The organism is Chloracidobacterium sp. (assembly GCA_015075585.1).
Taxonomy (GTDB): Bacteria; Acidobacteriota; Blastocatellia; order Pyrinomonadales; family Pyrinomonadaceae; genus OLB17.
On sequence record JABTUB010000002.1, the window covers coordinates 832,979 to 845,572 of the forward strand.

General features: G+C 53.6%; 12 protein-coding genes. 7 read left to right on the forward strand and 5 right to left on the reverse strand.

What is annotated here, in order from left to right:
• Entirely contained in the window at positions 1–576 is a 576-nt protein-coding gene (locus HS105_12835; GenBank protein ID MBE7517471.1) for a hypothetical protein, read from the reverse strand.
• Between the two features lie 5 nt (positions 577–581).
• Positions 582–1,031, reverse strand: coding sequence for a hypothetical protein (locus HS105_12840; GenBank protein ID MBE7517472.1), 450 nt, complete (start codon positions 1,029–1,031; stop codon positions 582–584).
• A 211-nt stretch (positions 1,032–1,242) separates the two neighbouring features.
• Between HS105_12840 and xth the strand changes: the two genes are divergently transcribed.
• Complete coding sequence (xth, locus tag HS105_12845; GenBank protein MBE7517473.1) at positions 1,243–2,010, forward strand: exodeoxyribonuclease III; 768 nt, start codon at positions 1,243–1,245, stop codon at positions 2,008–2,010.
• A gap of 3 nt (positions 2,011–2,013) precedes the next feature.
• Here xth and HS105_12850 read toward each other — a convergent pair whose 3' ends face one another.
• Complete coding sequence (locus tag HS105_12850) at positions 2,014–2,559, reverse strand: NAD(P)H-dependent oxidoreductase (GenBank protein MBE7517474.1); 546 nt, start codon at positions 2,557–2,559, stop codon at positions 2,014–2,016.
• A 137-nt stretch (positions 2,560–2,696) separates the two neighbouring features.
• Here HS105_12850 and HS105_12855 point away from each other — a divergent pair, with 137 nt between their 5' ends.
• Positions 2,697–3,113: a YbaN family protein gene (locus HS105_12855; GenBank protein MBE7517475.1), complete on the forward strand. Its 417-nt coding sequence runs from the start codon at positions 2,697–2,699 to the stop codon at positions 3,111–3,113.
• 31 nt (positions 3,114–3,144) lie between these two features.
• Here the strand turns inward: HS105_12855 and HS105_12860 are convergent, their stop codons facing one another.
• Complete coding sequence (locus HS105_12860) at positions 3,145–4,770, reverse strand: aldehyde dehydrogenase family protein (protein MBE7517476.1); 1,626 nt, start codon at positions 4,768–4,770, stop codon at positions 3,145–3,147.
• A gap of 62 nt (positions 4,771–4,832) precedes the next feature.
• On the reverse strand, positions 4,833–6,806 hold the full coding sequence (locus tag HS105_12865) for a hypothetical protein (GenBank protein MBE7517477.1): 1,974 nt from the start codon (positions 6,804–6,806) through the stop codon (positions 4,833–4,835).
• 676 nt (positions 6,807–7,482) lie between these two features.
• Between HS105_12865 and HS105_12870 the strand changes: the two genes are divergently transcribed.
• The 5 genes from HS105_12870 (at position 7,483) to HS105_12890 (ending at position 12,458) form a co-directional block, all read left to right on the forward strand.
• The gene (locus tag HS105_12870; protein ID MBE7517478.1) at positions 7,483–7,929 is read left to right on the forward strand and encodes an acyltransferase; all 447 of its coding nucleotides are present in this window, start codon (positions 7,483–7,485) and stop codon (positions 7,927–7,929) included.
• Entirely contained in the window at positions 7,910–9,052 is a 1,143-nt protein-coding gene (gene rffA / locus HS105_12875; GenBank protein ID MBE7517479.1) for a dTDP-4-amino-4,6-dideoxygalactose transaminase, read from the forward strand. Before HS105_12870 ends, rffA begins: the two co-directional genes overlap by 20 nt.
• 3 nt (positions 9,053–9,055) lie before the next feature.
• Complete coding sequence (locus tag HS105_12880; GenBank protein ID MBE7517480.1) at positions 9,056–10,297, forward strand: hypothetical protein; 1,242 nt, start codon at positions 9,056–9,058, stop codon at positions 10,295–10,297.
• Between the two features lie 37 nt (positions 10,298–10,334).
• Complete coding sequence (locus HS105_12885; GenBank protein ID MBE7517481.1) at positions 10,335–11,114, forward strand: class I SAM-dependent methyltransferase; 780 nt, start codon at positions 10,335–10,337, stop codon at positions 11,112–11,114.
• Positions 11,115–11,222: 108 nt separating this feature from the next.
• Positions 11,223–12,458, forward strand: a complete 1,236-nt coding sequence (locus tag HS105_12890) for an oligosaccharide flippase family protein (protein ID MBE7517482.1) — start codon at positions 11,223–11,225, stop codon at positions 12,456–12,458.
• Positions 12,459–12,594: the final 136 nt, after the last annotated feature.

Genomic DNA, 12,594 nt, shown 5'->3' on the forward strand with positions numbered 1-12,594 from the left:
TCAGTTCAGCCCTCCGATCTCGGCGATAGCCGTGCTGATAAGCTGCGCGTCGCTCTTGCCGTCGAGGCGGGCCCGGATCTTTCCTTCAGCAAGCCGAAGGCTCTCCTCCGCAGAAAATCGGCGAAGCCCTGCCTGCGTCTGATCGGACAGACGCGAAAGGATCATATCAGCCTGCTGCTTGAGACGTTCGGCATCGCCTTCGGTCTGCTCGGCAAGACGTTTCCTCTCATCCGCGGCCTCGGCAGCCGCCTTCTGCATAATTGAGGCCTTTTCAGCTTCGAGGCCAGCGATCTTGGCATCGGCGGCGGCCAATTTGTCGAGTGCGGCCTGCTTTTCTTCCTCGGCTTTGATCAATTCCGCCCTTATCTCATCGCGCTTTGCCTTGAACGCATCGCCGAGCGGCTTCTTGAGCAGATGGATCATCACGGCGACGAAGATGGCGAGATTGAGGAACTTCCACGCTTCAAACCCCGGAATGTTGAACCATTCGTTATACCAATGCTTGAATGACTCCCAGGAACTCGGTTCCGCTGCCAATGCGAGCAGTATCGCTGATTTGCCTATGAACGCGAACATATTTGCTATGAACCCAATATTGCGGCCGCGATCTTATCGGCCATTATTTCGGCATTTGTTTCGATCGAGCTGCGTGCATCGCTGCGTTGACGCTCGATCTCGCCCTTGCCTGATGCGACCGTGTCGGCGACAGATGCTTTGACCTGTGCGATCCTCTCATCGCGTGCCGCGATCGCCTCTTTTTGTTCTTTTTCGATCAGTTGATAGCCTTGATCCCGCGCGGCGAGTATATCCGCTGAGTAGCGTGCTTCTTTCTCACCGGCTTCGGCCAAGATCGAGTCAGCAGCACCGCCGTGATGGCCCTTGGACCGCTCGCGGCCTTCCATGATCTTATTGATCGGCCGGAAAAGCGTGCGGTTCAAGATCCATATCATTACAAGGATCAACACGATGTGTATAAAAAAGGTGCCGTCCGGAACAAGCTGGACCGATTCGGCAAATGCCAGCATATGCATATCTTAAACTGAACGATCCGCACAGGCCGCACGGCGTTTTCCGACGGCCGATGCCAAAAGATACAAGGTTATCACGCGTCTGATGTAAGGGCAAGGACGCGCTAAGGGCGCTCGGCACAATATTTTATGGCGTTTCCGACAGCATCGGCTGCAACAGCCGGAGCATTCGGTTCTTTGGCAATTTTGCTCTGCGGCGAAGTAAACTATTGCAATGAAGATCGCTACATGGAACGTCAACTCGATAAACGCCCGGCTGCCGCATCTGCTCGAATGGCTCGCGGCCGCAAAGCCCGATGTGGTGTGCGTGCAGGAAACAAAGACGATCGACGAGAAGTTCCCGCGATCTGAACTGGAGGCGGCGGGCTATGACGCCGCGTTCATGGGCCAAAAGTCATATAACGGTGTCGCCATCATATCAAAGTTGCCGATCACGGACGTTCAACGCAATTTCCCCGATGATGACGACGATGCACAAAAACGCCTGATCGCGGCGACGATCGGCGGCATACGCATCGTCAATACATACATTCCGAACGGCAGTGAGATCGGTTCGGAAAAATTCGCGTTCAAGCTCGATTGGCTTATGCGGCTGCGGCGCTTCTTTGAAGAAACGTGCGAGAGCAAGGCCGACGTGCTGCTGTGCGGCGATTTTAATGTCGCGCTCGAAGCGGAGGATGTTTGGGATCCGGAAGGCTACGAGGGCAAGCTGCACTTTTCACGCCCTGAGCGTGCCGCCATCACTTATGTAAAGCAGTGGGGCTTCACGGATGTATTCCGCAAGATGAACGGCGATGTCAAGGCCTTCTCATGGTGGGATTATCGTGCCGGCTCATGGCAGCGCGACCGCGGAATGCGGATCGACCATATTTGGACATCAGAGCCGCTTGCAGCACGGTGCACCGGCTGCGTGATCGATAAATGGCCGCGCGGCCTCGAACTGCCGAGCGACCACACGCCTGTCATTGCCGACTTCAGTTAAGCGTTAGCCTTGAAATCGCTTGGCCCGGACGATCAATGCCTCGACCGCCCGCTTTAGATGTTCACGAGTTTTCTCGTCCTTGAGTTCGCCGTTCTCATCGAACTTGTCGGCGGCGTTGTTTATCATCACTTCCGGTTTATTGAGCGGGTGCATATTCAGAAAGACCATGGACTGCCGCAGGTGATATTGCATGCGGGCCGTGCCTATGGCTCCGATCGAAGCGCCTACGATCAATGCCGGCTTGTCTTCCCAAACATTGTCGCCGTACGGGCGTGATGCCCAGTCGATCGCATTTTTCAAATGGCCCGGGATCGAGTAGTTGTATTCCGGAGATGAGAATATGACGGCATCAGCCGATCGCACCGCAGCTTTCAGATCTTTGACCTTCTGCGGCGGGTCGGCAGCCATGTCGTCATTGAAAGGCTCAATGCCCGATAGATCAAAGATCTCAAAGTCAACGCCTTCCGGTACGATCTCTCCTACCGCATGCAGAACGGCCGTATTATAAGCACCCTTTCGCAAACTTCCTGAAATTCCAAGTATTTTCATAAAACACGACTCACGCCTCTGAGAACTTCGGGCGTGTTATAAAACTAACACCTTCGACGGCTGCAGCACCTCACGCGATAGTACCGGATGCGGCTACCCTAAACGGATGAAGGCTGATAAACTTGAAACTAAGGGCAATGGATATCAGAAAGGCGATACTTATCTTTTTGGGCACCGTTTGTGTCGGACTCGGCGTAATGGGTATGTTCCTGCCGCTGATGCCGACGACGGTCTTCCTGCTGCTTGCGGCGTATTGCTACTCAAAAAGCTCCGAAAAATTCCACACATGGCTGCTGACCAACAGGCTCTGCGGCAAATACATCACTAATTACAAGTCGGGCCGCGGCATCACCGTACGGCAAAAGGTGAGCACATGCTTGACCTTGTGGGCATCGATCGGTCTGAGCATCTGGCTGATCGACGGCAAGCTTTGGGTCTCACTTCTGCTTGCCGCGATCGCTATCGGCGTAACGGCACACATCCTCTGGCTCAAGACCTACCGCCCCGAAGCGAAAGAGGTAGCGGCACTCGACACTGCAGAAGAAACGGCATAAAGAGGCCGCGGATGGTTCCCTGTTAAAGCTGTCAGCGGCCCTTGTTGAACCGCATAAGTTCGCGGATACGCTTCCATAGACGCGGCATCAGCGCCATTGCCTTTAACGGCGAACCTTCGGCAAAGTGCGTCGCAAACCCGCGAAACGCGTCGGCCGCGGTGCTTGAATACGGCATCCACCACGCATCCGGCAGTACGGCAAGGCGGTTCGTGTGGATGTGCTGTGGCTGAACGAGTTCTAAAAGGCCTTCGCGGCCATGCGTACGCCCGCGGCCGCTGTTCTTAAAGCCGCCCCAAGGCGTCTGTGCGATACCGTGCGTGTAGAGAACCTCGTTGATGCAAACCGTGCCCGCCTCTATGCGTTCGGCGACGCGGCGTCCGCGTGCACCATCGCGTGTCCAAACGCTTGCCGTCAGTCCGAATTCGCTGTCGTTCGCAAGGCGTATCGCCTCCTCTTCCGTCTCAAAGGTCGCGATCGGCAGCGTCGGGCCAAAGGTCTCGGCCTGCATCGGCAGCATATCGTTCGTCGCTCCGGTAATAACGGTCGGCATATAGAACAGGCCGCCCGCGGTCTCGACACGTTCGGTCGGCTCGTTAAAGCCCGGTACGAGCATCTCGCCGCCCGTCTCGATCTTTGCGCCGGCGGCACGAAATTCCTCGACGTGGTCGAAAACGGTCTTCAACTGTCGCTCTGATGACATCGCCCCGACCGATACATCATCGGCATCGCCCGCACCGACCTTTAGGAGCTTCGTCTTTGCGACGATCATTCGCGTCAGCTCCTCGGCAACCGAGCTTTGCACATACAGACGCTCGACCGATGAACACGACTGGCCCGCGTTGCAGAACGCACCCCAAACGGCCGCACTCGATGCAAGGTCGAGGTTGGCGTCTTCAAAGACGATCATCGGGTCTTTGCCGCCGAGTTCGAGCACGACGGATGTGAGGTTTGCCGCCGCGGCCTCGGCGATCTTGCGGCCCGTTGCGACCGAGCCTGTGAACATTATTTTGTCGGGAGCCGCCGCGACCAACGCCGCACCGGTCTCGCCCGCACCCGTTACGACCTGCACTGCGTTTTCCGGAAAGCCCGCCTTTGTAAAGATCTCGCCGATACGCAGCCCGACGAACGGCGTCAATTCCGACGGCTTAATTATGACCGTGTTGCCGGCAAGCAGTGCCATTACCGCCTCGCCAAGCGGTATCGAAAAAGGATAATTCCATGCGGGGATGATGCCCACCACGCCCAGTGGCCGATATACGACCTGCGAAGCACGGCCAAGCAAGCCATAAAGCCCGATGCCGATCTTTTGCGGCCGCAGGAGCTTTTCGGCACTGTTTGCTAAGTACCGCATAAGGTCAAGCACCGGCGCGATCTCCATCGAAATGGCCTCGGCAACCGGCTTGCCTGATTCGCGGGAGATGAGCAGGGCAATGTCGTCCATTTCGGCAAGGATGACCTCGCGTGCCGCCAATACAAGACGCCGCCGCTCGGCAAATGACGTAAGCCGCCAGCCGTCAAAAGCCTTGCGTGCATCGCGCACCGCCGCCGCAACGTCATCCGCCGAACCGATCGGCACGCGTCCGATCTCCTCGCCGGTGGCGGGGTTTGTCGAGATCAGATCCTCAGCCGTAATGCCCGATGTGCGCTTTGGGTGCATTCGATGCAACGATGATATGCCCCTTGGCCGCTTCGGGCAAGGGTGCGTGCCGCCTGAGCGCCTTACGCAGCGATACCTTTGATAAATGCGAATGCCGCGTCTAGTGCTTCTTGAAGCTTGGCGGAATCGGGGCCGCCGCCTTCGGCCATATCGGGTTTGCCGCCGCCTTTGCCGCCTACGACCGGCGCGATCTCGCGAATGATATCGCCCGCTTTTATGCGGCCTGTGAGGTCGGCGGAGACGCGGACGATCAAGCCCGCTTTTGAATCGTCGCGGCGGCCGATGATCACGACACCGGACCTCAGCCGAGCGAGCAGCGTATCCGAGAGCTGCCGCATACCGTTCGCGTCGATACCGTCAACGATCTTGGCGACGACCTTCACGCCGGCGACATCGCGGACATCATCCGAATCGCCTCCCGCACCGCCGCCGGTCGCGATCTTCAGCCGAAGTTCATCTACCTCTTTGCGTGAGCGCTTCAGATCTTCCTGAAGGCGTTCGATCGCGTTCGGGAGGTTGTCACGCTGCGTCTTCAGCACACCGAGCGACGCATCAATGAGCCGCTCGTCCTCGCGAAAACGGGCAAAAGCGTCAATGCCGGTGATCGCCCTTATGCGGCGAACACCGGAGGCGATGGCCTCGTCCGATGTGATCTTGAACGAACCGATATCGCCCGTCGCACGCACGTGTGTGCCGCCGCAAAGTTCTCGCGAGAATTCGCCGTTTCCGACACTCAGAACGCGAACCTCGGCCCCGTATTTCTCTCCGAACATCGCGACCGCACCCGAACGCATCGCGTCCTCAAGAGCCATCATATCGGTCGTAACCGGTTCATTCTGAAGGATATGGCGGTTCACGAGGTCCTCGACCTCGGCGATCTCGGCCGCTGACATCGGCTGATAATGCGTAAAATCAAAACGCAGATAATTTGGTGCGACGACCGAGCCTGCCTGCTTGACGTGCGTGCCCAAAACCTCTTTCAACGCCGCGTGAAGAAGGTGCGTAGCAGTATGATTTCTCCGCGCCGCATCGCGTTTTTCGACATTGACGCGGGCCGAAACTGAGTCGCCGATCTTGACGGTGCCTTTCTCTACCTTGATCTTGTGAATGATCAACCCGGCGGCCGGCGAGTATGTATCGGTAACGACCGCTTTCATCAGGCTCCCCTCCTTACTAAGGATGGCTTTCGTCCGGCTCCCCTCCTTACTAAGGAGGGGTGTCAGCGTTTCGCTGACGGAGTGGTTCTCTCTTTCGCCGACAAACACACCGGTATCGCCTACCTGGCCGCCCGATTCCGCATAGAACGGAGTGTTGTCCAGCACTACGCCGCCTTGCTCGCCTTCGCTTAGTGCATCGACACGCTTTTCGCCGTCGAGTATCGCGACGACAGTAGCATCTTCGACCTCGGTCGTCTCATAGCCGCGAAAGACGTTCTTGCCGACCGCATCAAGCACTTCGGCATAGATCGGCGAGGCCTCGCTCTTGCGTTCGGTCTTTCCGATGCCCGACTGCTTTTGCAGTTCGGCGAGAGCGGCGTCAAAACGGCGGTTAAAATCGTCCTCTTCGAACTCGATGCCTTTCTGTTCGAGAAAGACGCGGATCAGATCGCGCGGCGTCCCGAACGTGTCGTAGAGCTTTGCGACGGAGATGAAAAGAGCGTCGTCCTTCGCCGTGTCGGCAGTAACGTCCAGCTCACCGAGCTTTGCAAGGCCGACCGTTACCGTCGCACCGAACCGTTCTTCCTCGAGCTTGACCATCTTTGCGATAAAGTCACGCTGCGTTTCAAGCTCGGGGTATGCACCGCGCATCTTATCAACCACGGCGTCGCAAACCTTGTAGAAAAACGCGTCATTTTGCCCAAGATGTTCGCGGCCGTGATAGATCGCGCGGCGCATTATCTTACGCAGTACATAATTGCGCCCCTCATTGCCCGGCAGAATGCCGTCCGCGATCGCGAACGCCGTCGCCCGCGCGTGATCCGCAATGACGCGGCACGCGAACTGTTGTGTTTCCGAAAGTTCTTCGTAAGCGGCCATAAAGCCAATATTGTATTACAGCCGCAAAATGTTGTGTAATCCACCAGCCCGTTGTGATAGCCCTAACAAAGATCTTAGGTCGTAGGCTTTACCTGTCGATGTGCAGCGACGCCCTGCTTCGCAGGTGAGCCCCTTCCAGAATCCTTCGGTGGTGATGCAATCGCGGACTTTCTGAAGGCAAAGGGCGCGACAGTGATGCGCGTCCTGAGCGAGACGAACGTCAATCAGCATCCTCTTTGAGCGGCGGCGATACTGAACATAATATTCCGACATTTGGCCGAAAATTGCGACGCGAGACGAGGGGACGTAACCGCCTATGACGCAGCTTTTGCGGGTATCGGCGCGATCACTACACCTATTCAGGAGATGCCTTCGACGAATGGTTTCAGCAAAACATGCTATGGATCGAGGGCAAAAAACGCGGTGAATTAACTACATTTCCGGCCCCGAGCAAGACTTGCGCGATGGTCTATTATTCCGGTCAGCTTTACAAACAGTCCGCCTTAAAGGAATATGCTGAATCAGGCTTTGCTTTGCGGAATACGGAAGATCTCCAGTGAAATCGTCCTGTCGCTACTGATCCATATCGAAATGGCGGCGGCGAAACAGGCCGTAATGACCGCCGCGTTGCTCAAGAATTTTTGTTGACAATAGACGCGGCGGCGGCGTAAATTCTATGTACGAAAATGACCACAATCCGTTAGCGTGGATCCGCGGACTTGAAACGGGGAACGTTACCATCGAAGATGACGTTTGGATCGGACCTTTCTGTGTGATCGACGGGCAATACGATAAGCTTTTTATTGGCCGCGGCGTGAATGTCTCTTCGGGGTGCCAGATAACGACTCACGATACGGTGAAGCGATGTGTAACGGGCCGTCGTTACAGCAATATCGATCATGCTCCGATACGGATCGAGGAATACGTATATATCGGCAGCAACGCGGTCGTGTTAAAAGGAGCTATCATCGGGCACCATTCGGTAATAGCCGCCGGTGCGGTTGTAATGGAGAATGCAGTGATACCGCCGTACAGTCTTGTTGCAGGCGTGCCGGGCGTGGTCAAAAAGAACATTTCTGAAAGTGTTAAGAGTTGGTCAGACGATGAAGATCCCATTCAATAAGCCCTACTTAACTGGTAACGAGACAAAATATATTAGCGATTCGGTCGCCTCGGGCAAGATCTCGGGGGACGGCGGCTTCACGAAAAAGTGTCACGAGTATTTTGAGAAAAGGTACAGATTTAAGAAGTGCCTTCTGACGACAAGCTGTACCGATGCTCTTGAGATGGCGGCGATATTGCTCGACATTCGCGAGGGCGACGAGGTGATCTGTCCCTCATACACATTCGTTTCGACGTCGAATGCGTTCGTGCTTCGCGGAGCTAAGATCATATTTGCGGACAGCGAAGCGGACAGTCCAAATATTGACGCAGAAAAGATCGAGAGCCTTATCACGCCAAAAACCAAGGCGATCGTCGTGGTGCATTACGCCGGCATCGCCTGCAACATGGACAAGGTGATGGAGATCGCGGCGGCCAATGATCTATTTGTTGTCGAAGATGCGGCTCAGGCCGTGGACAGCTTTTTTCGGGACAGGCCGCTCGGGAGCATCGGGCATCTGGCGGCGTTCAGCTTTCACGAGACCAAAAACATTATCAGCGGCGAGGGTGGGATGCTGGTCATCAACGACGATCGGTTTGCGGCGCGGGCGGAGATCATTCGAGAAAAAGGCACCAACCGCAGCCAGTTCTTTCGCGGCGAGGTCGATAAATATGGTTGGGTCGATATCGGTTCGTCGTTTTTGCCTTCCGATATCGTCGCGGCATTTTTGTATGCGCAACTTGAGAATCTGGACAAGATCCAGGACAAGCGAAAGGCTTTGTGGAACCGCTACAACGAACATCTCAAACCGCTCGAAGAAGCCCGATCGCTGACACTGCCGCGAGTTCCCGAAAATGCGACAAATAACGCCCACATGTTCTATATCGTCTGCAATACGCCCGACGAACGCGCGGAACTGATCGCAATGCTCAAGGAAAACGATGTTCAGGCCGTGTTTCACTATCTGTCGCTGCACAAGAGCGAATATTATCGGAGCAAATATGAAGGCGAGGAATTGCCGAACTCGGACAAGTACAGTGATTGTTTGGTCAGATTACCGTTATTCTACGAACTTCAAGAAGAACAAGTCGATATGATCGCCGGGCTGATCACCGACTTTTACGAAGATCGGCGGCGCGACTAATTTATGAAGGTACACGTATATGGAAACACGCTGAACAGCGCGTTCCATCTGACAAAGGCCCTGCGGGACAAGGGCATCGACGCCGAGATGTTCCTCGATAATTCGTCGCCGTTCGACCAGGATTTTCCGTGGTGGGACGACGCTTCGCTGACCGCCGACAATCTGCCGCCCTGGATACGTTATTACAAATTGTTTCCGAATTTCGTTCTGCCGACCGGCGAAACGAAGAGGATGATAGATGATTTTGCGAAATGCGATGTTGCGCTCGTTAGCTGTTACGGGCCGATGCTGGCGATGCGCGCCAAAGTTCGATTTGTCTTTTACAGCCTCGGTAATGACCTGAACACGATCGACTATAAGGACGAGATCAGCGCGCTGTTCTTCAGCAGCATTACATTCAAGAACCGGCTGCGAAAACTCGTAAAGCTCTTGGGGTTTGTGAGGTTGCAATCGCGGGCATTAAAGCGGCATGCAGCGAGAATCATCATCTATATGGGCTATCAATACGGGCCCTATATCGTCAAACACGGATTACAGGACAAGACTGTTAAATTAACCTATCCAAAGGACGTGATCAACTACGCGGTACCGGTCGATAAAGAGCTATACGAAGAATACAGGCAATTTGACTCGGTCTTCTTTATGCTTTCGCGTCACTCGTGGAAATCGGTCTGGAATGACATTAAAGGGAACGACAAATTCATTCGCGCGTTCGCGAGATATGTGAGATCAAGAAAACCCAATGTCATTTTGATAATGGCTAATAAAGGTATCGATGTAGATGCGAGCAAGGCTCTTGTAAATGAGTTGGGCATTGGCGAATTCATACAATGGGTCGATGATATGCCCAAGCATAGGCTCAAAAAATACCAGTCGCTGCCGAATGCGGTGACGGTAGATAATTTTTGGCATGACAAATGGTACGAGCGGTATCCGGAAGACAAAGACGCTCCAAAGGTTGGTTTTGGGTTTGGATGTATCGAGGCTTTGGCGTCAAAGAGTCTTTTGATCACGGCCTTTAAGGACCACGAATTTTACGGCGGCGAGTCGCCACCGATACTCGACGCATTTACCGAAGACGAGATCTACGACCGGCTTGTCGAACTCGATGAAATGCCGCCGAATGAGCGCGAAGAGATGCGACAGGCAGGCTATGATTTCGTGTTAAAGTGGCATGAGCAGACCACTGCTGTTGATACTCACATAAACATATTAAGAGACGTGTATTCCGCGGGCAAGAGATGACATTTAGCATCGAAAAGCGGCGGACTTTATCTGCGCTATGAATTTTATTAAGGATATTATAAAGAACAGACTTTACGATTCGTATCTCAGCCGTTTTGATTTTGGTGCGGAGTCACGAAAGGCGATGAAGCTGGTAAAAGGCCATACAATGTCAACACCGATCGATATGGCGACCCTTTACGAACTGGTAATACACCTCGATCGCTACAATGTCGAAGGCGACCTTGTCGAGTGCGGCGTTTGGAAAGGCGGCAGTGCCGGGATCATGGCCGCTGCGAGTTTACGGGGAGCGAAAGAGGCAAAACGGGTCCTCCATCTATTTGATCTGTTTGATGATATTGTCGCCCCCGATCCGGAAAAGGATGCCGGGCGGGGCGTTGATGAAATAAATGAATTTCTGAAGAAAAAGGGAAAGACGCTCTCGGATATTAGCGCAAACGAGACATTGACCGGTATCTATGACGGTCATGGCGGCCATGGCAAGGTTGAGATCGTTCGGGAATTACTTGTGAATAAGATAAGATACCCGGAATCGAAATTGTGTTTCCATGTCGGGTTGTTTCAGGATACGGTTCCGGCAGCCGATGATATAGGCAAGATCGCCATGCTGCGACTTGATGGTGATTGGTACGACTCGATCAAGATCCCGCTTGACCATTTGTATGATCGTGTTGTCAAAGGCGGCGTTGTGATCGTCGATGACTATTGGACCTACGAAGGATGTCGTCGCGCCGTCGATGAGTTTATGGAGGAAAACGAGCTGACCTATTTCAAATGCTATTCCCGGCCTCAAACCAGGTTCTTTTTTAAGACCTAGTGCGCGCTTGGCGGCGCCATACCGACGATCGAACATCCCTTGCTGAAAATTCTTAAAAAAACCTATAAGCAGTTTGCATACCGCGGGATCCTATTGGAAGGAATGGTCGTGAGCGTGACCGAGTATTTGATGCTCGGCGGTTTTGTGCTGGTTAATTTCCTGATCAACCATTATTACGGAACCGAGGTAGTCGGTGTGTATGCCCTTTCTTTTGCAATAGCGCAAATTGGCATCCTGGGTATCGGCAGTGTGTTTTCGCTGCTGATGAGGCGTGATCTGAGCATTGGGGAATACTCCGCAAACTCCTATCTTGCGAAAGTACAGATCCTCAGGTCAGGCAACATGGCGATCGTCTTGGTCTTCGCTGCCGCCGTTATTCTTGGTTTTTATTCTTCGTTGCGGGTAAACCTGATATTCATATTGTTGATGATCTGTATTAAGGGCGTCGATGCCTTGAATGAAACCTACTATACGGCGCATCAAACCTTACAAGACCTTCGTGAGTACGGTGTCTTTAAGTGTTCAAATGCGATCATTTTTGTGGGTATCTCAGCATTCGTCTGTATCAGCCGATTTGACATCGTTTACCTTTATCTTGCCCAGCTTGTATGTGCCGCGTTAATGTTAGCCGTCAACGTTTTTCGGTGGCAAAAAATACGCGCTAAACAGGTCGAAGAAAAAGGCCTTCGGTGTGTGGACTTTCGCTTCCTTTTGATCGAATCATACCCGCTGATCGTCAGTGCGATGGTATTTCAGTTAGGTTTGCGGGCAAATAACGTATTGATATTCGATGTCCTCGGGGAAAAAGATCTTGGGATTTTTTCCTTGATCGTCATCACGGTAGGTGTTTTTGCCGGTGTGGCAAACACACTTGCCATTGTCTTTTTCGGCCGGCTGAGCAGGGTGTTTGTAGAGGAACCGCGGGCCTTTTCGAGAAGATTACATCAGACGATCGGACTGTTTCTGGGCCTCGGGATTATGCTGATGGCGGCGTGCCTTGTAATTACGCCTCTGAGCGAGTTTGCATTTGGCCTCGCTTTCGATCGGACATTGTACACCGTGATGGCGGCCGCAATTCCTTTCATGTTCATGGTAAGTTGTTTAGGAACAATGTTCACGGTAATACGCAAACAAAAGGTCGGTATGTACCTAACAGTGGTCGTGATGGTTTTCAATCTATTGGCATATTTTTATTTGCCGCAGCGTTATGGTTTGATCGGGGCGGGATATGCCTTTTTGATCACGGCGATCATCCAGAGCATGCTTATCTACCTTGGCACAATAGTATCCTTAAGGCTCATCGATCGCGATGGGCGATTTGATCAAAGTCCGAGCCGACAATGAATGCGGCAAAGGCATAACTCTCAATCGGTTAACAAGAGTTCCGCTGGAAAAACCCGACTTTCCGCGATCTGTCGGCGTCTTAGACGTGCGCCAATTGATAAGACGCTGTTTTGGCGCAGGGCTTTACGGTACGGGC